This window comes from Ralstonia sp. 1138 (assembly GCF_040544795.1).
In the GTDB taxonomy this organism is placed as follows: Bacteria; Pseudomonadota; Gammaproteobacteria; order Burkholderiales; family Burkholderiaceae; genus Ralstonia; species Ralstonia flatus.
The window spans coordinates 697,599-720,081 of the sequence record NZ_JBEPKQ010000003.1; the positions used below are offsets into that span (position 1 = coordinate 697,599).

Here is a 22,483-nt window from a genome sequence, read left to right on the forward strand (position 1 = left end):
CCGGGAGGCAACATGACAACGGAATCGAACTGGCGCACCGAGCTGTACAAGGACTTCGACGTCTACGTCCTGGCCATTCCTCGGGCCGAGCGCAAATCGGATAAAAGCGGGCAGGGCCCCGCACAGTGGGATTTTGTCGTGCGCATCTGCGAGTCCGGCGCGGACCCGACGGCCGTCGAAACGCTCGTCGCCCATTCGCATGACGAGCGTCCGCTACCCACGCGTGAAGCTGCCGAAGACGCCGGGCTCACGCGCGGCTATGGCTTGATCGACGAATTGCTTGGGCGCAACGCCGTGCAGCAGTCGATCGATCTCTAACGTCTGCTTACGCCGCGAGCGCTGTATCGCGAATGTGCCTGCGCGCGAATTGCCACCACAGCCACGTCGCGTCGGGCCCAGGCGCGTGGAACGCGTAGCGCGGGTCGCCGCCGCTCCACGCGTGGCCCATGGCGGTGAGTTGGCACAAGCTGACGATGCATTCGCCGTCGCGCATGTCGTTGCGCAGCACATAGCCGTCGCCGCGCGTGGTGTCGCGCGAGACATGGCCGCCATCGCCCAGATGATTCAGTGCGCGGAATTGCGCCGCCAGCTGCGCCTGATTGGCCGGGTTGACGGCCTCGTCACGCAACCCGTGTAGAAGCATCGTCGGCATGCCGGGGTAGGTCGCCACGTCGACCACGCTGGAGAGCGCCTCGACAGCATCGACCCGTGCCCCGCGTCGCATTAGATTCAATGCAGATGCCGGCGAGCGCGCCACGCCCAGCGCCGGGCCCGAATGCAACGCCAGCGCGGCGAACAGCTTCGGATGACGCAGCGCCATCAGGCCAGCCAATCCCGCGCCGGCAGACAGCCCCGCCAGATACACACGCGACGGGTCAGCCCCGGTTTGTTCCAGGGTTTGTTCGATCAGTTGAGCAATGCCGTCGGCCTCGCGCGCGCCGGCGTGCTCCGGGTCATACCAGTGCCAGCAGCATTGCGGATGCGCGCGGCGCGGCTGCTCCGGATACAGCACGATAAAGCCCTCGCGATCTGCCAGCGCGTTCATGCGCGTGCCATGCGCCAGCACTTCGGCCGATTGCTTGCAACCATGCAGCATCACCATCAGCGCGGGGGGCTTGCTGCCCCGGAGGGGCGGGGTATACAGCCAGTATTCCGGCCGGCGCGCTACGACGACGGGCGACTCGGGTTGGTAGATGAATTGCTCGCGGACGAAGGTGCCTTCGGTGGGCGTAGGGCGCGCGCGGCGCGGGCTGTCGCGGCGCGCCGTCGGCTTGAGCGGCTTCACCGGTTTCGGTGGCCATGACTGGCGGCCGAAGCCTGGCGTGGTCAGGGCATCGACGAGTCGGGTGATCGATTTCATCCACGAACGGTGCATGGCGGCGGGAGGGAACTCCGATGAGGGCGATGGTGCCAGTTGGTAAGACAGTGTGCCAGTGATTTTGTTGCGTTGCAGCATTGAAAGTGGGCGAAGCGCCGCATCAGGGGCCAAGTGGCGCGCAAAGTTTGCAATTGAGCGCGACTGTCATGGAGACACCGTTGGTGAGCGGCTACACTGCCGCGACGGGCGCGCCCTGCAATGGCACGCCTTTCCGCTTTCCCGTTCCCCGTTGTGTACTTATGGAGGTCGTTATGGGTTTTTTTGACTTCATCAAAGAGGCTGGCGAGAAGCTGTTCCATGGCGCCGCAGCAGCCGCGCCGGCCGATGCGTCAGCAGATGCCGACGCCGCCAAGGCCGCCGACGATGCCAAGGGCCAAGCCATTCAGGACTACATCGCGCAACAGGGCCTGAGTGCCACGGCGCTGTCGGTGCAGGTGGAAGGCGATGCCGCCAAGGTGTTTGGCGTCGCGCCCGATCAAGCTACGCGCGAGAAGATCATCCTGTGCTGCGGCAACGTCGAAGGCATCAAGTCGGTCGATGACCAGATGTCGGTCAACACCGAGTCGCAAGAATCGCAATGGCACACGGTGGAGCGCGGCGATACGCTGTCGGCCATCGCCAAGAAGTTCTACGGCGATGCCAACAAGTACCCGACGATTTTCGAGGCCAACAAGCCGATGCTGTCGAATCCGGACAAGATCTATCCGGGGCAGAAGCTGCGTATTCCGGCGGCGTGAACTGGCGGCGGTTGCATCAAGACAAAGGGCCTTCGGGCCCTTTTTCTTTTGCCAGCGCAGGACGGTTGAGTGAGACACCTGTCGCATTCGCTGCGACGTCTGTCTCGCCGCGCAGGGCTCTAATGAGACGACTTCAGGTGCACCCCAAGCGCGGGTTGCCTCACCGCAATCCCTTGCCAACAAAGGCTTCGTGGGTGTTCTCCATGTACGCGAGCCGCTTGCGCTTGCAGCTGGCACCCCTCTTGCAATTCCCGGTCAGCCGGCCCAGCAGCCGGACACCGATACGAGAGCAAGAGGAGACTTTGCATGGACCCCACACCGCAACATCTTCTGTGGATGTACGAGAAGATGATCGAGATTCGCCAGTACGAAGAGGCCATGGCGAAGGTCTATCTGGAAGGCAAGTTGCCGCCGAAAATCCAGAAGGGCCTGGCCTTTGATATTGGCGCCGGGCCAGTGCCTGGCGAGATGCATCTGTCGGCGGGGCAGGAACCGGTCGCGGTGGGCGTGTGTGCGCATCTGCGGCCCGAAGACACCGTGGTCGGCCCGCACCGCGCCCACCATTTCGCCATCTCCAAGGGCGTGCCCCTGAATGAAATGACCGCCGAGATCTTCGGTAAGGCAACGGGCCTCGGCCGCGGCAAGGGCGGCCACATGCACCTGTTTCACCCGGAGACCAAGTTCTCGTGCAGCGGCATCGTCGGCGCGAGCATGCCGCAAGCCTGTGGCGCCGCGCTCGCCGCGCGCAAGCTGAACAAGGACTGGGTGGCCATTGCGGTGTTTGGCGAGGGCGCGGCCAATCAGGGCGCGTTCCATGAGTCGCTGAATCTGGCGGCGCTGTGGAAGCTGCCTGTCGTCTTCATCTGCGAAGACAACAAGTACGGCATCTCGGTCGAGAAGGCCGATTCGACCTCCGTGCCTTCCAACGATGTACGTGCTGCCGGCTATGGCATGCCCGGCGTGCTGGTGGACCGCAACGACGCCGTGGCCGTGTACCGCGCGGCCGGCGAGGCGATCGCCCGCGCGCGACGCGGCGAGGGGCCGACGCTCATCGAGGTCAAGACCGATCGCTACCTCGGCCACTTCCAGGGCGACCCGGAAACCTACCGTCCGAAGGACGAGGCGAAGCACCTGCGCGAGTCCGATCCCATCAACCTGCTGGGCAACAGTCTGCGGGCTTCGGGGCTGCTGGACGACAAGGCGGACAGCGCGTTGCGGGCCGCCATCTCGGCACGCATTGACGCGGCCTACGACTTTGGCCGCAACAGCCCGTACCCGGAACCGGGCGAAGCGCTGGATCACGTTTTCGTTCATTAAGCAGCCCCTGCGGCCATCACAGGAGATTCACCATGCAAGCCTCACAAGGCGCGGCGCAGGGCGCGCGCACCCTCACCATGGCGCAGGCCATTTCCGAAGCCATCGGCCAGGAAATGGAACGCGACCCGCGTGTCTTCGTCATGGGCGAAGACATCGGCAAGTACGGCGGCATTTTCAGCGCCACCACCGGGCTGCTCGACCGCTTCGGGCCGGATCGCATCATGGACACGCCGATTTCGGAGACGGCCTTCATCGGCGCGTCACTCGGCGCAGCAGCAGAAGGGTTGCGTCCCATCGCCGAGCTGATGTTCGTGGATTTCTTCGGAGTGTGCTTCGACCAGATCTACAACCACCTGGCCAAGAACACCTACATGTCCGGCGGCCGTGTCGCGCTGCCGGCCGTCATCACGACCGGCATCGGCGGCGGCTACAACGATGCGGCCCAGCACTCGCAATGCCTGTACGCCAGCTTTGCCCACATGCCGGGCATGAAGGTGGTCGTACCGTCCAACGCGTACGACGCCAAGGGCCTGATGACCCAGGCCATCCGCGACGACAACCCGGTCATCTTCTGCTACCACAAGGGCATCATGGGCCTGTCGTGGATGTCCTATTTCGAGGGCAGCACGAACGCGGTGCCCGAAGAGGCCTACACGATCCCGTTCGGACAGGCCCGTGTCGCGCGCGAAGGCCGCGACGTGACCATCGTCACGCTGTCGCAGATGGTGCAGAAGTCGCTGCTTGCAGCAGAGCAACTCGCCGCCGAGGGCATCGATGTCGAGGTGATCGACCTGCGCACCATCGTGCCGCTCGACCGCCAGGCCGTGCTGCGCTCGGTGGCCAAGACGGGCCGTCTGCTGGTGGCCGACGAGGACTACCTCAGCTTCGGCCTGTCAGGCGAGATTGCCGCCATCGTGGCGGAGAACCTCGACACCGTGGCATTGCGCGCGCCCGTGCGGCGGCTGGCGGTGCCCGACGTGCCCATTCCTTACTCGCGACCGCTCGAGCAGTTCGTCATTCCGCAGGTCGACAGCATCGTCACCCAGGTGCGCGCACTCGTGCAGCACCAACCGGCTTTCCATTCACTCAAGCGAGAAGCAGCATGATCGACGTACTGATGTCTGACGCCGCCTGGCAGGACGTGGAAGAGGGCACCGAGGCCCTGTTGCAGGATTGGCTCGTCAAGCCCGGTGATGCGGTGAGCGCGGGGCAGGCGCTGGCGGTGGTCGAGCTGGTCAAGACCACGCACGAGGTGGCTGCCCCGGCCGATGGCGTTGTCGCTGCGCTGGAGGTCGCGGCCCAGGACACCTTCGGGCGCGGCGCGGTGCTGGCGCGGCTGGAGCCAAAAGCATGAACCAGGCCGTCGCTTTCGTGCCCGATGCCGGCGAGCGTCGTGTCGTGCCGCTCGCCGGCATGCGCGGTGCCATCGCCCGCACCATGAGCGCTGCCTGGCAGGTGCCGCGCGTGGCGCAGTCGATCGAGGTGGAGGCCACCCGGTTGGAAGCCGCCGTGCAGGCACTGCAGCAGCAGGTCGGGCAGCAGTGCAAGGTCACGCTGACGGCCTTCGTGCTGCGTGCGGTGGCATTGACGCTGCGCGAGCATCCACGCCTGAATGCCCGCGCGCTCGAGAAAGAAATCGAGTTGATGCCCGACATCAACATCGGTTTGGCCGTCAGCCTGGATGAAGGGCTGATGGTGCCGGTGCTGCGCAATGTCGACACGCAGTCAGTGGCCGACATTGCCGCGGAAAGCCGCCGCCTGGCTGCTGGAGCCCGCGCCGGTACCTTGTCCGCCGGCAGCTATCAACACGGCACCTTCACCGTGACCAACCTCGGCATGACGGGCATCGACAGTTTCACGCCCATCATCAACGTGCCGCAGGTGGCCATCCTCGGTGTGACGCGCGTTGCCAAGCGGGCGGTGGTCAAGGGCGACAGTATCGTGATCGCGCCAATGATGGGCCTGCATCTGATCTTCGATCACCGCGCTGTGGACGGTTACCCGGCCGCACGCTTCCTGACCGATCTGAAGGTGCGGCTGGAAACCGTTGAAGGTCTGTGATGCTGACCGCCGCTTTCCTCTCCGATGGAATTCATTGCGCGGACGAGCAGGACTGGAACCGCGCGCAACTTGCGCAGCCGGTCCTGCGGCCCGCGGTGCGGCTGTGGACGTATGCGGGCCCCGGTGTCGTGCTCGGTCGTGCGCAGGCGGCCTTGCATCCGGGCATGGCAGGCGGCGCCACGCCGGTGGTCGTGCGCGACGCTGGCGGCGGTGCGGTGCTGGCCGGGCCCTGGATGTTGTCAGCGTCGATCGTGCTGCCGGCGGACCACCCCCTCGTCGCGGGGACAGGCACGGTGTCGAGCTACCGGTGGCTGGGCGTGCTGCACGCAGGGCTGTTGCGAGACCTCGGCATTCCGGCCTATGCAGTGCCGCCGGAAGAAGTGCGGTTGGCATCGCCCTCCCCGTCACTCAAGTGGGCCTGCTTCGGCTCGCTATCGCCGTGGGAGGTGGTGGTTGGGCATCGCAAGATCGTGGGTCTCGCGCAGGTACGGCGGCGCACGGGTGTGCTGCTGACGTGCGGCACGCTCGTCTCGCCGCCGGACTGGCCGCTGCTGTGCGCGGCTTTGGGAGCGAATCCGGCGCAGGCAGAGCGCCTGCAGGCGTGTACGACGTCCTGTACCGAGCAGTTGGGAGCGCCGCTCTTGGCCACCGTACTGGCCGAGGGTCTGCACCACATGCTGGTCGATGTGCTCGGCGAGCGCGATCTCACAAATGAACCCAGTCATTCCCACGGCGCGCCACATGCGTCGCAGGTGTCCCGGACCGCCGCGGCGGGACCGTGAGCCGCCGGGCAACGTAGTGCATTTCAACAAGATAAGGCGCGCACTGTGCACGCCCGATAACGGAGGCAACCAACATGAAACCCACGCCAACCGCTGGCTCGGCCATGCGCGTTCTGGACAAGCAACCGAAGGTGTCGCGACGCGGCTTCCTGCGCTGTGGCGGCCTGGCCGCCATCAGTGTCACGGTCGTACCGGCGGCCATGGCGGTCACCAAGGACGTCGTGGTCGAGCACAGCTTTCCCCTGCTGGGCGCCGTCACCGGTAAGACCCTGGTGCGCATGGCGCGCGACATCTATCCGCACGACAAGCTGGCCGAGAAGTTCTACGTGGAGGCCGTGGCGCCCTATGACGCCGCTGCAGGCAAGGATTCGACAGTGAAGACGCTGCTGATCAACGGCGTGCACGACCTGGACCAACGCGCCAGGCAGCGTTATGGCGTGCCGTACATCCAGGTGAAGACCGAGAACGAACGTGTGGCGCTGCTCAAGGACATCGAGTCCACGCCCTTCTTCAAGAAGGTCCAGGGCGATCTGGTCACCGGCCTCTACAACAACAAGAAGCTATGGCCGCTGTTCGGCTACGAGGGCTCCTCGTGGCAGAAGGGCGGCTATCTGCACCGCGGCTTCGACGACATCGACTGGCTCTGAGCGCCAGCGCATAAAAAAACGGAGACAACCATCATGACGGATCAGGCAAAGTTTTCCCTCGACGACGACAGCGTCGTTGTGATCGTCGGTTCGGGCGCGGGCGGCGGCACGCTCGCCAACGAGCTGGCGCAGCGCGGTGTCAAATGTGTGGTGCTGGAAGCCGGGAAGCACTACACGCAGGCCGATTTCGAGAACGACGAATGGGCCATGTTCAACAAGATCTCGTGGCTGGACAAACGCATCTCGGCGGGCGGTTGGCATCACACCAAGACGTATCCAAACCTGCCTGCCTGGATCGTGAAGGGCGTGGGCGGGTCTACGGTGCACTGGTCCGGCGTGGCATTGCGCTTTCAGGAACACGACTTCCACACCAAAACGACGTACGGCGCCATCGACGGGGCCAATGTACTGGATTGGCCGATCACGCTGTCCGAGCTTGAACCGTATTACGAACTGGCCGAGAAGAAGATGGGCGTGTGCGGCACCAAGGCCAGTGGCCTGCCGCCCATGCCGCCAAATAACCACTACAAGGTGATCGAAGCGGGCGCAAGAAAGGTCGGCTACAAGCACATCGTGCGTCCGGCGGCGTCGAACTCCGAACCGTATGACGGCCGCCCCGGTTGCATGCAGATCGGCTTTTGCATGCAGGGCTGCAAGATCGGCGCGAAATGGTCCACGCTCTACACCGAAGTGCCGCGTGCCCAGGCCACCGGCAATGTCGAACTGCGACCCGAATCGATGGTGCTGCAGATCCAGCATGACAAGCAGGGCCGCGCCAATGGTGTGCTCTATGTCGACAACAAGGGCCGCAAGCAGCTGCAGAAGGCACGGGTGGTCTGTGTGGCGGGCAATTCCATCGAGTCGCCGCGGCTCTTGTTGAACTCCGCGTCGAGCATGTTCCCCAACGGGCTCGCCAATTCGTCGGGGCAGGTGGGCAAGAACTATATGAACCACGCCACGGCAGCGGCGGTGTCCATCCACAAGAAGCCGGTCTACATGTATCGCGGCTTCGACATCGCGGCGGTGGTGGCCGATGAGGTGCCGCTCAATACCAAGCGCGGGTTTGTCGGCGGCTATTACCTCGAAGGTCTGGCCATTCACCTGCCGTATACGGCCGCGTTCATGAAGCCGGGCGGCTGGGGGCGCGATTTCACATCGGCCATGGAAATGTACGACCACATGAGCTGCGTCTGGGTGTGCGGGGAAGACCTTGCGCGCGAGCAGAACAGCATCACGCTGCATCCCACCGAGAAAGACCAGTACGGTCTGCCGATTCCCATCGTCACCAAGACCTATCACGAGAATGACGAAAAAATCACCGCGCATGGTTTGGTGCAGTGGCGCAAGGTGTCCGAGGCGGTGGGCGCGACGCGTGTGATCGACATGCCCGCCTATCCCGCCAGCCACAACATGGGCACCAACCGCATGAGCGCGAAGGCCAGCGACGGCGTGGTCAACCGCTGGGGCCAGGCACACGATGTGAAGAACCTGTTCATCTCCGACGGCAGCCAGTTCACGTCGAGTTCAGCGGCCAACCCCACGCTCACCATCGTGGCCCTGGCGATCCGGCAGGCCGAATACATTGCCGGGGCATTGAATCGGAAGGAGATCTAAGCCGGTCTGCCCGGTTGCCTGTGCAGGGCCGCTACGTTGCGGCAACCGGGTAAATCGATTAGCGTAGAACCGCATCTGCCCTCGCTCCAAAGGCCGGCAAAGACCGGCGGCGCGGGCATCGCACCCTTCAAATGCGGCGGCTAAGGAGACAGTCGTGCAGCAAAAAGCACACCGCGCACATATCGAGCGGCTGCTCGCCTTCTCGCAGCAGACGAGCGAGGCGCAAGGCGTCATCGAGCGCTCATGGCGGCGTTGCCTGGACGACTACGGTCGCGACCCCAGCCGACCGACACCCGCCTACATCGTCGAGGCGCAGCGCCTGCGCGAACATAAGGACCAGATCGAAGACTTCCTGAGCGTCGCGCGTACCGGCATGGAGCAGCTCTATAAGCGCGTCTCCGGCCTCGACTACGTGCTGCTGCTGACCGACGCCTACGGCGTCACAGTGGACTTCATCGGCAACGACAACCTCGACCGCGAACTCAAACGTTCTGGCCTGTACCTAGGCGCCGATTGGAGCGAATCGCGCGCCGGCACCTGTGCGGTCGGCACCTGCATCGTCGAGCAGGCCCCGGTGACGTGCCATCAGACCGATCATTTCGACGCATGCCATATCACGCTCACCTGCAACAGCGCGCCGTTGTTTGATCCGACGGGCAACTTCCTGGGCGTGCTCGATGTGTCTGCGCTGAGTGCGCCGGCCCCGCGCGAAGGGCAGCACCTCGCGCTGCAGATGACCGCCATGTACGCGCAGAAGATCGAAGACGCGAACTTCCTGCGCTATTTCCGCGATCAATGGATTCTGCGGTTGGGGTCAACATGGTCGCTGGTGGATGTGGACAGCGAAATCATGGTCGCTTTCGACGCCGACGGCGTGATTCGCGGCATCAACAGCGGCGGCCGGCGCAAGCTGCGGCTTGAGGGCGATCCGCACGCCGATGTGCGTGGCCACCTCCTGACCGAAGTGTTTCGCGAAAACATGAGCGAGCTGTGGCGCATCGCCCGGGCTGGCACGTCATCCGAACGCACGGCGATTCGGATGTTCGATCACGGGCTGTATTACGCGACGGGAATTCCGCCGCGCGGCGCGCCCAGCAAGCCGTCTATGCCGTCTGCGGCGGCAGCTCAGCCGGCGTTGCCCAGCCCCGAGGCCAGTGCCGCCCTGGAGGCGCTCGGCGCCGACGATCCGCAGATGCAGCGGCTGATTCTGCAGGCCAAGCGTCTGGCCAACAAGCCGCTCAACATCCTGGTACAAGGCGAGACCGGCACCGGAAAGGAAGTCCTGGCCAAGGCGCTGCACACCGCGAGCGAGCGTCGCAGCAAAGCGTTTGTTGCGGTCAATTGCGCAGCCATTCCTGAGTCGCTCATCGAGAGCGAACTGTTCGGCTACACGCCAGGCACTTTCACCGGCGCCCGCAGCAAGGGTATGCGCGGTCTGATCGCCCAATCGGACGGCGGCACGCTGTTTCTCGACGAAATCGGCGACATGCCGCTGCATCTGCAGAGCCGTCTGTTGCGTGTGTTGTCCGAGCGCGAGGTGATGCCGCTGGGCTCGGAAAAGCCGACGCCGGTCGACCTGCGCGTGATTGCCGCCTCCCACCGTGACTTGCGGCAGCTGATTGCCGAGCAGCGGTTTCGTGAGGATCTCTACTACCGGCTGTGCGGCGCAACGCTGCACCTGCCCACGCTGCGCGAGCGCTGTGACAAGGACTACCTGATCGCCCGCATCGTCGAAGAAGAGGCGCGCCAGCTCGGCATGCACGCGCAGCTCGCGCCGGCTGCGCTGGCGGTGCTGCGCAGCTACCCGTGGCAGGGCAATGTCCGGCAGTTGCGCAACGTGCTGCGCTTTGCGCTGGCCATGAGCGACGACGGCCTGATCGATGTCGACGCGTTGCCGCCGGAGGTGCTCGAAAGTTCGACGGACGGCACGGCCGCCGCAGTTTCAATCGCGGCCGATGCTGCGCCGGACAACGAGCGGGAAATCCTGCTCGCTGCGTTGCGCCGGAACAAATGGCGCATCACCCACGTTGCGCACGAGCTTGGCATCGCGCGCGCGACAGTCTATCGACAGATGGAACGGTTCGGGATTGTTTCGCCGAATCAGCAATAGGCTGGTCGTGCTGGATGGCTGACGGGCGCCTGTTGCCTTGGGCGGGGCGAATTGGATTCGTTGCGGGAAAGGTGCCGGAAGGCAGAAATGCAAAAAGGGTTACAGGCAGAACCTGTAACCCTTTTTTTATTCTGGTGCCGCTGACCGGAATCGAACTGGTGACCTTCGCATTACGAATGCGCTGCTCTACCGACTGAGCTACAGCGGCGTCGGAAACAGCGATTCTAACAGAACTTTTTGTCGCTCTGCAAGAACCGCTGGAACAACAGCCTTACATGGCGTCGTTACGCCGTTTTCTTGGCCTCGAGGTGATATTGCGTGACGCGATCCACTTCGTTTTTCGACCCCAGGACGACCGCCACGCGCTGGTGCAGCTTTTCGGGCTGGATATCCAGAATGCGTTGCTCGCCGTTGGTGGCCGCGCCGCCAGCCTGTTCCACCAGGAAGGCCATCGGATTGGCCTCGTACATCAGGCGCAGCTTGCCGGCCTTGCCCGGCTCGCGCTTGTCCCACGGATACATGAAGATGCCGCCGCGCGTGAGGATGCGATGCACGTCCGCCACCATCGAGGCGATCCAGCGCATGTTGAAATCCTTGCCGCGGGGGCCTTCGGTGCCGGCCAGGCATTCGTCGATGTAGCGGCGCACGGGCGGGGCCCAGTGGCGCATGTTCGACATGTTGATGGCGAATTCCTTCGTGTCGGCCGGAATCTTCACGTCGCGGCTGGTCAGCACGAAGCTGCCGACTTCGCGGTCGAGCGTGAACATGTGCACGCCGTTGCCAACCGTCAGCACCAGCGTGGTTTGCGGGCCGTACACGGCGTAACCGGCGGCCACCTGCTTTGCACCGGGCTGCATGAAGTCGGCCTCGGTCACGGCTTGGCCGGGCTTGGGCATGTGCAGCACCGAGAAGATCGTGCCGATCGACACGTTCACGTCGATGTTGGACGAGCCGTCGAGCGGATCGAACAGCAGCAGGTATTCGCCCTTCGGATAGCGGTGCGGAATCTCGTAGAACGATTCCATTTCTTCCGAGGCCATGGCGGCCAGGTTGCCGCCGTATTCGTTGGCTTCGAGCAGGACTTCGTTGGCGATCACGTCCAGCTTCTGCTGGGTTTCGCCTTGCACGTTGCCGGTGCCGGCCGAGCCGAGCACGCCGGCAAGGGCCCCCTTGTTGACGCTGTGCGAGATCGCCTTGCAGGCGCGCGCCACGACTTCGAGCAGCAGACGCAGCTCGGCCGGGATGGTGTTGTGCTCGCGCTGCTCTTCGATCAGGTAGCGGGTGAGGTTGATGCGCTTCATGGGTTCTCCTGAGACGGGCGCGATTTTACGATACAAGCGGTGACATTCAGGCCAGCGCCTTACCGACGATCTCCCGCACATCGCGCGAGAGGCTCGGATGTGCCGCTACGCGCTTGAGCGCGTCCTGCATGGCGTCGCGCAGCGTGGGCACGTACTTGCGCCAGCGGTCCAGCGCGCGTGCCAGGCGGGCAGAGACTTGCGGGTTGATGGCGTCGAGCGCCAGCACCTGTTCGGCCCAGAACGCATAGCCGGAGCCATCGGCGGCGTGGAACTGCGCGAGGTTGCCCGAGCAGAAGCTGAAGATGAGCGAACGCGCCCGGTTCGGGTTGCGCAGCGTGAAGGCCGGATGTGCCATCAGCGCGCGCACGGTGGCCAGCGTCGGCTTGCCGGCAGCACCCGGTTGCATGGCCTGCAGCGAGAACCACTTGTCGATGACGAGCGCGTCGTCGGCAAAGCGCGTGTAGAAATCGGCCAGCGCTGCCTCGCGGCCGGGGGCATAGCTGTTGACCATCGCGGAGAGGGCGCCCATGCGGTCGGTCATGTTGGTGGCGCCGGCATATTGCTGTTCGGCCAGGGCCAGCGCCTCAGGGGCTTCGGTTTCCACCAGATAGCCGAGGGCGATGTTCTTGAGGGCGCGCTTGCCTGCAGACACCGCGTCGGGCGAGTAGGGCCCCTCGGTCTGGTTGTCCTGATAGGCGCGCAGCAACTCTGCGTTGAGCTTCTCCGCCAGCGTGCGGCGCAGCGTGCGGCGTGCGGTGTGGATGGCGGCCGGGTCGGCCACGTCCATGCGCTCAGCCAGATAGCTTTCGGCCGGCAGGATCAGCATCTGCTCGCGGAAGGCCGGATCGAGCGAGGTGTCGGCGACCACGGCGCGCAGGGCATCGACCAGCGCCGGATCAACCACCGGCGCGCGGCCGTGCTGGATGTCCGTCACCATGCGCAGCAGGGTGTCGGTGGCCAGGCGCTGGCCGGCTTCCCAGCGGTTGAACGGGTCGGAATCGTGCGCGAGCTGGAATGTGAGCTGCTCCGTCGTATAACCGTATTCGACGATCACCGGCGCCGAGAAATTGCGCAGCAACGAGGGCAACGGCGCTTCGGCTACATCTTCGAAGACGAAGGTCTGCTTGGTTTCGGTGAAGTCCAGCACGCGCGTGGTCACGGGCGAGGGCGATGCGGCCTCGCCACGCAAACGCAGCGGCAAGTCGCGGCCGTTCTTGTCGATCAGGCCGATCGCAAACGGAATGTGGAACGGTTGCTTCTGGATGCCGCTGTTCACTTCGATACCGACCGGCTCGCAGCGCTGGCGCAGCGTGAGCGTGTAGGTGTGCGTGGCGGCATCGTGGTGGCCTTCGACTGCCACGACGGGCGTGCCGGCCTGGCTATACCAGCGGCCGAATTGCGTGAGGTCGCGGCCGTTGGCATCAGCCATGGCGGCGCGGAAATCGTCGCAGGTGACGGCATGGCCATCGTGGCGCTGGAAGTACAGGTCCATGCCCTTGCGGAAGCCGTCGCGGCCGAGCAGCGTCTGGTACATGCGGACGACTTCGGCGCCTTTTTCATACACCGTCACGGTGTAGAAGTTGTTGATTTCTTCGTAGCTATCGGGCCGCACCGGGTGGGCCATCGGGCCTGCATCTTCGGGAAACTGCGCCTGGCGCAGCAGGCGCACGTCTTCGATGCGCTTGACGGCGCGAGCGCTGGCAGCGGCGGCTTCATTGCCGGCTTGCGCGGCCGCTTGTGCCGCCATGTCGGCGGAAAACTCCTGATCGCGGAACACCGTCAGGCCTTCCTTCAGGCTCAACTGGAACCAGTCGCGGCAGGTAACGCGGTTGCCCGTCCAGTTGTGGAAGTATTCGTGGCCGACCACCGATTCGATGTTGGCGAAGTCAACGTCGGTGGCGGTCTCTGCATTGGCCAGCACGTACTTCGTGTTGAAGATGTTCAGGCCCTTGTTCTCCATCGCGCCCATGTTGAAGTCGCCCACGGCGACGATCATGAAACGGTCGAGATCCAGCTCCAGGCCGAAGCGGCGTTCGTCCCAGTGGATGGAGTGGATGAGCGAATCCATCGCGTGGCGCGTCTTGCCGAGGTCTTGCGCTTCTACCCAGACCTGCAGCAGCTTCTCCTTGCCCGAGGCGGACTGGATGCGTTCTTCAATGCACTCGAGCTTGCCTGCGACCAGCGCGAACAGGTACGACGGCTTCTTGAACGGGTCGTGCCATACGGCTTCGTGGCGGCCGTCCGGCAGGTCGCGCTCCGACACGAGGTTGCCGTTGGACAGGAGTACCGGGTAATCCGCCTGCGACGCACGCAACGTGACGGTGTAGACCGTCATCACGTCCGGGCGGTCGAGGAAGTAGGTGATCTTGCGGAAGCCCTCTGCCTCGCACTGCGTGAAGAAGTTGCCGTTGGAAACGTACAGACCCATCAGCGACGAGTTGGCGGCGGGATTGCAGTACGTGGTGAGTTCCAGCGTGAAGCTGGCGCCAACATCGGCCGGCACGGCATCGATGGTGAGCGTGTCGCCGGAGACCTGCAGGCCGGACAGCGCCTTGCCGTCGACCGTTGCGCCCGCCAGCTCGAGCCCTTCACCCGCCAGCACGAGCGGCTTGCCGGCATCCGTGCGCGTCAGGCGCATGCGGTTGACGACACGGGTGCGCTCGGGCACGAGATCGATCTCCAGGGCCACTTCGTCAATGCGGAACGCGGGCGCGGTGTAGTCCTTGCGGTAAATCGTGACGGCGGTATCGGTGCGCAACATCGGTAACATCCTCGTAGAGGTACGCAAAAGGCCATTGTACTCAGCCGCTCGGCGGGAATCTTCCGCGCTCGGCGTCACTCTGAGTAACAGACCGCGCGCAGCCTGTTTCCCGGGCCCGCGGCCATCTGTCTGATTGAGAGTAGGGGGATTTTTATGTGGAAATGGATCAAGTCATCGGGCGTCTGGCCGATGGCCGGCGCGTTGATGGCGGCCAGCCTCCTGGCGGGCTGTGCGAGCACGGTCACCAGTCAGGTGACGGCGTTCCGGCAACCCGGCTGGACCGACACCCCGCCGCGCACCTATGCCTTCGAACGCACCGCAGCGCAGCAAAATGACCTGGAGCGCCAGACTTACGAGGCCTGGACATCGGACCAACTGGCCGCCCACGGTTTTACCAGCGTACCCCGCGCCAGCGCCCGCTATGTGGTCCGCCTGGACTATTCGACCGCCACGCGGCTCGTGCAGGTGCGCCAGCCCGTGTATCCGGATCCGTACTGGGGCCCCGGGCCTTGGGGGCCGTGGCGTAGTCCCTGGGGACCCTGGGGCCCGTGGGGTCCGCAATACGTCGACACGAACGTCCAGGTGCCGTTCTACGCCTATCACGTGGAAATTGACGAGGCAGCTACCGGCAAGCGTGTTTACCAGGTGACGGCGCAAACGCAGGGTGGGGATGGCTCGCTGACGGCTGTGATGCCGTATCTGGTGCGCAGCGCTTTTGCCAATTTCCCGGCGCCGAATGCGCAGCCGATCCTCGTGGAACTGCCGGTTGATCCATCGGTGAAACCCGCCGCGAAACCCGCATCCGGGCCGGCACCTAAGTAGTGCGCCCGGGTGGGTTTTGGCCGGCGGTCTACGTTAGAATGCGGGACCTAATCTGTAGGCCGCCAGCCGTACCCCGCTTGAGCGTTGTCACTTCATCCCGTCTCGCGCCGACCGCCACCCTTGGCCGGCGCTGCGTCCGCTCCGTCGCTACCCTCCTGACGGTGCCCCAGAACGCGTGCGGCCTCGCCCCCGGTTTCTCTCTGTTCCCACTGGTTTTTGCCACTTTGTCTCAGGGAGTTTCTGCCTGAGCGCCTGTGCGCCTCATCCGCGGAACTCCCCATCAGGATGCATTGCTATGAACGACAAGCTTCACGACGCCTCGCCGGATTCCCAAGACCAAGGCGCCGAGGCCGAACTGCGCCGCGCGGCGTTTGAATATCACCGCGCACCCACGCGCGGCAAGATCGAGGTTCGCCCGACCAAGGCGCTGATCAATCAGCGCGACCTCTCGCTGGCGTATTCGCCGGGCGTGGCGTATCCGTGTACCGCGATCGAGCAAGATCCGTCGCTGGCGGCGGAATACACCTCGCGCGGCAACCTCGTCGGCGTGATTACCAACGGCACCGCGGTGCTGGGCCTGGGCGACATCGGCCCGCTGGCCAGCAAGCCCGTGATGGAAGGCAAGGGCTGCCTGTTCAAGAAATTTGCCGGCGTGGACGTATTCGATATTGAACTGGCCGAGCGCGACCCGGACAAGCTGGTCGACATCATCGCCTCGCTGGAGCCGACGCTGGGCGGGATCAACCTTGAAGACATCAAGGCCCCGGAGTGCTTCTACATCGAGCAGAAGCTGCGTGACCGCCTGAACATTCCTGTCTTCCACGATGACCAGCACGGCACGGCGATCATCTCGTCGGCGGCGCTGCTCAACGGCCTGAAGGTTGTCGGCAAGGACATCGGCAACGTGAAGGTGGCCGTGTCCGGTGCCGGCGCTGCGGCCATTGCCTGCCTGGACGTGATGGTGGGCCTGGGCGTCAAGCGCGAGAACGTCTACGTGGTCGACTCCAAGGGCGTGATCTACGCCGGCCGCGACGCCAAGATGGAGCCGAACAAGGCGCGCTATGCGCAAGACACGTCGGCCCGTACGCTGGCCGACATCGTGCGCGATGCCGACGTGTTCCTGGGTTGCTCGGCGGCCGGCGTGCTGACCGCCGACATGGTCAAGACCATGGCCCCGAAGCCGATCATCCTGGCGCTGGCCAACCCCGAGCCGGAAATCCGTCCGGAAATCGCCAAGGCCGCGCGCCCGGACTGCATCATCGCCACGGGCCGTTCGGACTACCCGAACCAGGTCAACAACGTGCTGTGCTTCCCGTACATCTTCCGCGGTGCGCTCGATTGCGGCGCCACGAAGATCACGGAAGAGATGAAGCTGGCCTGCGTGAAGGCCATTGCCGAGCTGGCAGAAGCCGAAACGAACGACGCCGTGGCGCAGGCTTACGCCGGCCAGGACCTGACCTTCGGCCCGGATTACATCATCCCGAAGCCGTTCGATTCGCGCCTGATCGAGAAGATCGCGCCGGCCGTTGCCAAGGCCGCAGAAGAGTCCGGCGTGGCCACGCGCCCGATCAAGGATCTGGACGCCTATCGCGCCCAGCTGAGCGACTTCGTGTACCACACGGGCCTGACCATGCGGCCGGTGTTCTCGGCCGCCAAGGCCAACCCGAAGCGCGTCGTGTACGCCGAAGGTGAGGAAGAGCGCGTGCTGCGCGCGGTGCAGACGGTGGTCGACGAAGGCCTCGCCAAGCCGATCCTGATCGGCCGTCCGCACGTGATCGAAATGCGCATTCAGAAGGCCGGCCTGCGCCTGAAGCCGGGCGTGCATTTCGAGCTGGTCGACCCGGAAGACGACCGCCGCTATCACCAGTACCACACCGCTTACCACGAGCTGATGGGCCGCAACGGCGTGACGCCGGACATGGCGAAGTCGGCGCTGCGCCGTTCGAACACGCTGATCGGTGCATTGCTTGTGCGCTTGGGCGATGCCGATGCGCTGCTGTGCGGCACGGTTGGCCGCTTCGACGCGCACCTGGAACACGTGCGCGACGTGATCGGCCTGGCCCCGAACGCCAAGGTGTTCGCCGCCATGAACGGCCTGATGCTGGAGAAGCACACGCTGTTCATCACCGATACGTTCGTCAACGAAATGCCGAGCGCAGAAGAGCTGGCCGATATCACCAAGCTGGCGGCAGAAGAAGTGCGCCGTTTCGGCCAGGAGCCGAAGGTCGCGATGCTGTCGCACTCGATGTTCGGCTCGTCGAAAAATGCATCGGCCCGCCGCATGCGCGCTGCGTATGACCTGCTGAAGGCGGAAGCGCCGGACCTGCAGGTGGAAGGCGAGATCCAGGGTGATGCGGCGCTGTCGGAAGACATCCGCCACCACTTCCTGCCGAAGAGCGCGTTCTCGGGCAGCGCAAACCTGCTGGTGATGCCGTCGCTCGACGCCGCCAACATCGCGTTCAACCTGCTCAAGATCACGGGTGGGCAGGGCGTGACGGTGGGCCCGATCCTGCTGGGGGCAGCCAAGCCGGTGCACATCCTGAACCCGTCGGCCACATCGCGCCGCATCGTCAACATGACGGCGCTGGCGGTGGCAGACGTGTCGGCTACGCGTTGATCGGTTGATCCGACGCTTGGGCCGCAGAAGGTGGGCGGCCCAAAAGAAAACGGCGCCTGGGGAGAGTCCAGGCGCCGTTTTTCTTTGCTGCCGACTGCTTAGAACTTCGCGCGGATGCCCACGCCGAAGGTGTCGGCCGAGCTGAGGTTTGTCACCTTGTCGCGCATGTACGCGGCGTACACGTCGGTGCGCTTGGACAGCGAGTAGTCGTAACCGACGGCCCACGTGTTGCGCTTCACGTCGGCCGCGCCCGACGTTTTCGTGTACGCGTACGACGCCAGGATGCTGCCAGGGCCGACCGGCACCGATACGCCCAGCTGGCCGCCGTTGCTCTTCGCATCGCCGGAGTTGATGGCGTTCTTGATGTACTGGTACTGGCCGTAGACCTTGGCCACGCCAAAGTCGTACGTGGCACCCAGCTGCGCCGCGGTCTGGCGCGAGAAGCCTGCCACCAGTGCGTTCAGGTCGCCCGGGGCGGAGTCGAAGCGCACTTGCTGGAAGGCCGCCGTGGCCGCGAAGTTGCCACGGAAGTACAGGAAGTTGCCGCCCCACTTGTTCTGGCCGTTGTGACCGGCCTGCTCGCCCGCGCCGTAGATGAAGTTGGCGGTCAGACCGTTGAAGTCCGGCGTGGAGTACATGATCGAGTTGTTCCAGCCCGAATCGCCGACGAGGCCGGAGATGCCGCCGGGGCCGCTCAGGCCGTTGCCGAGGTACGTGTGGAACACCATCGGCGAGAACGTGTACGAATCGATGAACGGGTTGAACAGGATCGTCGATACGAAATACGGCGGCGTCAGGCGGCCGAGCTTGATCGAGCCCCAGGTGCTTGATTGCAGGCCGACGAACGAGTTGCGAGCGAAGAACGTGTCGCCGTCAAAGCGGCCGTACTTGCCGGTGTCGGGGCGGAAGAACGCTTCCAGCGTGAAGATCGCCTTCAGGCCGTTGCCGAGGTCTTCGCTGCCCTTCATGCCCCAGTACGACGTGGACATCCCGCCCGAGTTGACGCCCCAGGCGCGATCCGATGCGCCCAGGCTCTTGGTGGCGCCCGCCCAGGCGTCCACCTGGCCGTACAGCGTGACGGACGATTGCGCCTGTGCACCGGCACTTGCTGCCCCCAGTGCCGATGCCACTGCCAGCGCGGCCATGCCACGCTTGAATTTCGACTGCATTGCTACCTCCTTTGTTGTTGAAGATCACTGCAGGTTGCGCCGCATTCTTCGATGCGGTCACAGGCCGGCTGGTCAGGCTCCATGCCGGACGGTGTCCCATGCCCCATGACACCGTGCCCACAGCGTTGTTTTTTGCTGATGAACCTGAAAAATCAGTTTGCTGAAATCAAATCGGCCAGGCGGAAACCTGCAATGCGATGAATCTGTTCGAGCGACGCACGCAGCTCGGTATCGCGGTCGTTTTCCACGCGCTTGCTGAAGTTGTCGATGATGCCGTGGCGGTCATAGCCGCGCACCGCCAGGATGAACGGGAAGCCGAACTTCTCGTTGTACTGCGCGTTGAGTGCCTGCAGGCGTGCAAACTCTTCCGGCGTGCACTGGTTCAGGCCCGCACCGCTTTGCTCGCGCGTCGACTCGGCGGTCAGTTCACCGCGCACGGCCGCCTTGCCCGCCAGCTCGGGGTGAGCGCGCACGAGCTTGAGCTGCGGCTCAATGCCGGCGGTGTCCACGGCATTGCGCATGGCAGCCGCGAGCGCCTCGGCCGAAGCGAACGGGCGCTGCGTGGCGGCCTGTTCGGCAACCCACGGCGAGTGCTCGTAGACGCCCCCGAGGACTTGCACGAACTGCGATGCGTCCATGCCGTTGAGTTGCGAGAGGGTGTAGGTGGTCTGGCTCATGCTGCGGTGCTCAAAACGGGTTGCTTGGCATACGGATGGTTCTGGATCCAGTGCTGCGCGATGTCGATACGGCGGCAGATCCAGACCTTGTCGTGCGATTGCACGTAGTCGAGGAAGCGCTGCAGCGCACGGAAGCGCGCCGGGCGGCCCAGCAGGCGGCAGTGCATGCCGATCGACAGCATCTTCGGCTGCGCGAGGCCATTGGGATCGCCTTCCTCGTACAGCACATCGAAGGCGTCCTTCAGGTACTGGTAGAAGTGGTCTGCCGTGTTGAAACCTTGCGGGCTGGCAAAGCGCATGTCGTTGGTGTCGAGCGTGTACGGCACCACCAGGTGCGGTTTGTGCTCGCCGGACGAGGTTTCGACTTCGGTCCAGAAGGGCAGGTCGTCGCCGTAGTAATCGGCGTCGTAGGCAAAGCCGCCGTGCTCGACCACCAGTCGGCGCGTGTTGGGGCTGTCGCGGCCGGTGTACCAGCCCAGCGGTGCGTTGCCGGTCAGCTCGCGAATGATCTCGACGCCAATGCGCATGTGCTCGCGCTCGGTCGCTTCGTCGATGTTCTGGTAATGGATCCAGCGCCAGCCGTGGCAGGCGATTTCGTGGCCCAGGTCAACGAAAGCCTGCGTCACGTCCGGATGGCGCTGCAGGGCCATCGACACACCGAAGATCGTCAGCGGCAGGCCGCGCTTCTCAAACTCGCGCAGGATGCGCCACACGCCTGCGCGCGAGCCGTATTCGTAAATCCCCTCCATGCTCATGTGGCGCGCAGGGTAAGCCGCAGCGCCGATGATTTCAGACAGGAACTGCTCGGAGCCGGCATCGCCGTGCAACACGCAGTTTTCACCGCCTTCCTCGTAGTTGAGGACGAACTGCAGTGCCACGCGCGCGCCGCCCGGCCAGTTGGCGTTCGGCGGGTTCTTGCCGTAACCGATGAGATCGCGCGGATAGTTATTGTTTGTCATGGTTTTTTCATATCGAGGAGACTTCATACAACACCGGTCGGACAGTGGAATGCGGCTTTCCAAATTCACGACATCACAGTGGCGTCATGAAGAAGGCCAGGCGCCATCGCGTCAGGCCGGGACTGCCCGGGCAGCCTGCGCCAGTTCCAGCGCGAGCTTCCGGTGAACCGTGAGATGGGCATCGAGTTCAAGCGTGGTCAGGCGGCCGTCTTCGACGACCACGCGCCCGTTGATCACGCTGTGCGCCACGTTGGACGGGGCGCAGAACACCAGCGCCGCGACGGGGTCGTGGTCGGCGCCGGCAAAACCGACCTGGTGACGATCGAAACTGACAAAGTCGGCCGACATGCCGGGTGCGAGCGCGCCGATGTCGTCGCGGTTGAGCACGCGCGCGCCGCCGAGTGTGGCGATCTCCAGTGCCTCGCGCGCGCTCATCGCCGCAGGGCCAAAGCCGACGCGTGCGAGCAGCATGGCTTGGCGCGTTTCGCCGAGCATGTGCGCGCCATCGTTCGATGCACTGCCATCCACGCCCAGGCCGACCGGGACGCCGGCATCGCGCATGGTGCGGATGGGCGCAATGCCCGACGCCAAGCGCATGTTCGAGCACGGGCAATGCGCAACGCCCGTGCCGGTGCGCGCAAACACGTCGATGCCGTGCGCGTCGAGCTTCACGCAGTGCGCATGCCAGACGTCGCGGCCGACCCAGCCGAGGTCTTCCGCGTACTCGGCCGGCGTCATGCCGAACTTCTCGCGCGAGTAAGCGATGTCGTTGTCGTTCTCGGCCAGGTGCGTATGCATCGACACGCCGTAGCTGCGCGCGAGCTTCGCCGATTCGCGCATCAGGTCGCGCGAGACGGAGAAGGGCGAGCACGGCGCCACCACCACGCGCAGCATCGAATGGCGATCGGCGTTGTGCCAGGTTTCGATCAGGCGCTGCGTCTCCTTCAGGATGGCCTCTTCGCCTTCGACCACGCGGTCCGGCGGCAAACCGCCCTGGCTGCGGCCGACGCTCATGCTGCCGCGCGCCGCGTGAAAACGCATGCCGATCTGCTGCGCGGCTTCGATCGAATCATCGAGCCGGCTACCGTTCGGATAGAGATACAGGTGATCGCTGGACGTCGTGCAGCCGGAGAGCAGCAGTTCCGCCATCGCAGTGAGCGTAGAAACACGAACCATCTCGGGCGTGAGACCCGCCCACACCGGATACAGGTTGGTCAGCCAGCCGAACAGTTCGGCATCCTGCGCGGCGGGCAGGGCGCGCGTCAGGCTCTGATACATGTGATGGTGCGTGTTGACGAAGCCCGGCGTGACCACGTGGTCGCGAAGTTCCATCACGCGCACGTTGGGCTGGCCGATGGTGTCGCGATACTGCGACGGCAGGTCGGCTGTGGCGCCGACCCATTCGACCACGCCACCGCGCGCCACCAAAGCGCCGTCGGGGATCTCGCGGCGTTGCGCATCCATGGTAACCAGCACGTCGGCATGACGGGCGATCAGAAGCGGGTCGTTGTGCGCGACAGTGGCGTTCATG

Annotated in this window: 19 protein-coding genes and 1 tRNA gene; 12 read left to right on the forward strand and 8 right to left on the reverse strand. The window is 64.6% G+C overall.

Features of this window, described 5'->3' with window-relative positions:
- Positions 1–12 precede the first annotated feature (12 nt).
- Positions 13–318 (forward strand): hypothetical protein, encoded by a 306-nt coding sequence (locus ABIC76_RS16125; RefSeq protein WP_027680982.1) that lies wholly within the window; start codon positions 13–15, stop codon positions 316–318.
- Positions 319–325: 7 nt separating this feature from the next.
- On the opposite strand, the gene ABIC76_RS16130 is transcribed toward ABIC76_RS16125, so the two are convergent.
- Complete coding sequence (locus ABIC76_RS16130; RefSeq protein ID WP_102066902.1) at positions 326–1,360, reverse strand: extracellular catalytic domain type 1 short-chain-length polyhydroxyalkanoate depolymerase; 1,035 nt, start codon at positions 1,358–1,360, stop codon at positions 326–328.
- Positions 1,361–1,629: 269 nt separating this feature from the next.
- Here ABIC76_RS16130 and lysM point away from each other — a divergent pair, with 269 nt between their 5' ends.
- The 9 genes from lysM (at position 1,630) to ABIC76_RS16175 (ending at position 10,646) form a co-directional block, all read left to right on the forward strand.
- Complete coding sequence (gene lysM / locus ABIC76_RS16135) at positions 1,630–2,115, forward strand: peptidoglycan-binding protein LysM (RefSeq protein ID WP_102066449.1); 486 nt, start codon at positions 1,630–1,632, stop codon at positions 2,113–2,115.
- 306 nt (positions 2,116–2,421) lie between these two features.
- Positions 2,422–3,432: a thiamine pyrophosphate-dependent dehydrogenase E1 component subunit alpha gene (locus ABIC76_RS16140; protein ID WP_316889587.1), complete on the forward strand. Its 1,011-nt coding sequence runs from the start codon at positions 2,422–2,424 to the stop codon at positions 3,430–3,432.
- A gap of 32 nt (positions 3,433–3,464) precedes the next feature.
- Entirely contained in the window at positions 3,465–4,538 is a 1,074-nt protein-coding gene (locus ABIC76_RS16145) for an alpha-ketoacid dehydrogenase subunit beta (RefSeq protein ID WP_354534574.1), read from the forward strand.
- Positions 4,539–4,549: 11 nt separating this feature from the next.
- Positions 4,550–4,786 carry a lipoyl domain-containing protein gene (locus ABIC76_RS16150; protein ID WP_257878177.1) on the forward strand — a complete coding sequence of 79 codons (237 nt, stop codon included), beginning with the start codon at positions 4,550–4,552 and terminating at the stop codon, positions 4,784–4,786.
- On the forward strand, positions 4,783–5,493 hold the full coding sequence (locus ABIC76_RS16155; protein WP_354534575.1) for a dihydrolipoamide acetyltransferase family protein: 711 nt from the start codon (positions 4,783–4,785) through the stop codon (positions 5,491–5,493). Before ABIC76_RS16150 ends, ABIC76_RS16155 begins: the two co-directional genes overlap by 4 nt.
- Positions 5,493–6,275, forward strand: a complete 783-nt coding sequence (locus ABIC76_RS16160) for a lipoate--protein ligase family protein (protein WP_354534576.1) — start codon at positions 5,493–5,495, stop codon at positions 6,273–6,275. Before ABIC76_RS16155 ends, ABIC76_RS16160 begins: the two co-directional genes overlap by 1 nt.
- A 74-nt stretch (positions 6,276–6,349) precedes the next feature.
- Positions 6,350–6,922 (forward strand): gluconate 2-dehydrogenase subunit 3 family protein, encoded by a 573-nt coding sequence (locus ABIC76_RS16165; RefSeq protein WP_354534577.1) that lies wholly within the window; start codon positions 6,350–6,352, stop codon positions 6,920–6,922.
- Positions 6,923–6,955: 33 nt separating this feature from the next.
- The gene (locus tag ABIC76_RS16170; RefSeq protein WP_354534578.1) at positions 6,956–8,536 is read left to right on the forward strand and encodes a GMC family oxidoreductase; all 1,581 of its coding nucleotides are present in this window, start codon (positions 6,956–6,958) and stop codon (positions 8,534–8,536) included.
- A gap of 154 nt (positions 8,537–8,690) precedes the next feature.
- Positions 8,691–10,646, forward strand: a complete 1,956-nt coding sequence (locus ABIC76_RS16175) for a sigma-54-dependent Fis family transcriptional regulator (RefSeq protein ID WP_354534579.1) — start codon at positions 8,691–8,693, stop codon at positions 10,644–10,646.
- 132 nt (positions 10,647–10,778) lie between these two features.
- Here ABIC76_RS16175 and ABIC76_RS16180 read toward each other — a convergent pair.
- The 3 genes from ABIC76_RS16180 to pepN form a co-directional block, all read right to left on the reverse strand.
- Positions 10,779–10,854 (reverse strand) — tRNA-Thr (locus ABIC76_RS16180).
- Between the two features lie 76 nt (positions 10,855–10,930).
- Positions 10,931–11,947, reverse strand: coding sequence for a class 1 fructose-bisphosphatase (locus ABIC76_RS16185; RefSeq protein WP_027680990.1), 1,017 nt, complete (start codon positions 11,945–11,947; stop codon positions 10,931–10,933).
- Between the two features lie 46 nt (positions 11,948–11,993).
- Entirely contained in the window at positions 11,994–14,708 is a 2,715-nt protein-coding gene (gene pepN / locus ABIC76_RS16190; protein ID WP_354534580.1) for an aminopeptidase N, read from the reverse strand.
- 153 nt (positions 14,709–14,861) lie between these two features.
- On the opposite strand from pepN, the gene ABIC76_RS16195 reads away from it, so the two are divergent.
- Together ABIC76_RS16195 and ABIC76_RS16200 are read left to right on the forward strand one after the other, a co-directional pair.
- The gene (locus ABIC76_RS16195; protein ID WP_354534581.1) at positions 14,862–15,530 is read left to right on the forward strand and encodes a DUF4136 domain-containing protein; all 669 of its coding nucleotides are present in this window, start codon (positions 14,862–14,864) and stop codon (positions 15,528–15,530) included.
- A gap of 295 nt (positions 15,531–15,825) precedes the next feature.
- Positions 15,826–18,147 carry an NADP-dependent malic enzyme gene (locus ABIC76_RS16200; RefSeq protein WP_354534582.1) on the forward strand — a complete coding sequence of 774 codons (2,322 nt, stop codon included), beginning with the start codon at positions 15,826–15,828 and terminating at the stop codon, positions 18,145–18,147.
- Positions 18,148–18,245: 98 nt separating this feature from the next.
- Here the strand turns inward: ABIC76_RS16200 and ABIC76_RS16205 are convergent, their stop codons facing one another.
- From ABIC76_RS16205 to ABIC76_RS16220, 4 genes are all read right to left on the reverse strand, one after another.
- On the reverse strand, positions 18,246–19,316 hold the full coding sequence (locus tag ABIC76_RS16205) for a porin (RefSeq protein ID WP_102066436.1): 1,071 nt from the start codon (positions 19,314–19,316) through the stop codon (positions 18,246–18,248).
- Positions 19,317–19,468: 152 nt separating this feature from the next.
- On the reverse strand, positions 19,469–19,993 hold the full coding sequence (uraD, locus tag ABIC76_RS16210; protein ID WP_343548300.1) for a 2-oxo-4-hydroxy-4-carboxy-5-ureidoimidazoline decarboxylase: 525 nt from the start codon (positions 19,991–19,993) through the stop codon (positions 19,469–19,471).
- The gene (gene puuE / locus ABIC76_RS16215; RefSeq protein ID WP_102066434.1) at positions 19,990–20,952 is read right to left on the reverse strand and encodes an allantoinase PuuE; all 963 of its coding nucleotides are present in this window, start codon (positions 20,950–20,952) and stop codon (positions 19,990–19,992) included. The genes uraD and puuE overlap by 4 nt, the downstream gene beginning before the upstream one ends.
- Positions 20,953–21,063: 111 nt before the next feature.
- The gene (locus ABIC76_RS16220; RefSeq protein WP_102066433.1) at positions 21,064–22,482 is read right to left on the reverse strand and encodes an 8-oxoguanine deaminase; all 1,419 of its coding nucleotides are present in this window, start codon (positions 22,480–22,482) and stop codon (positions 21,064–21,066) included.
- Position 22,483 lies beyond the last annotated feature (1 nt).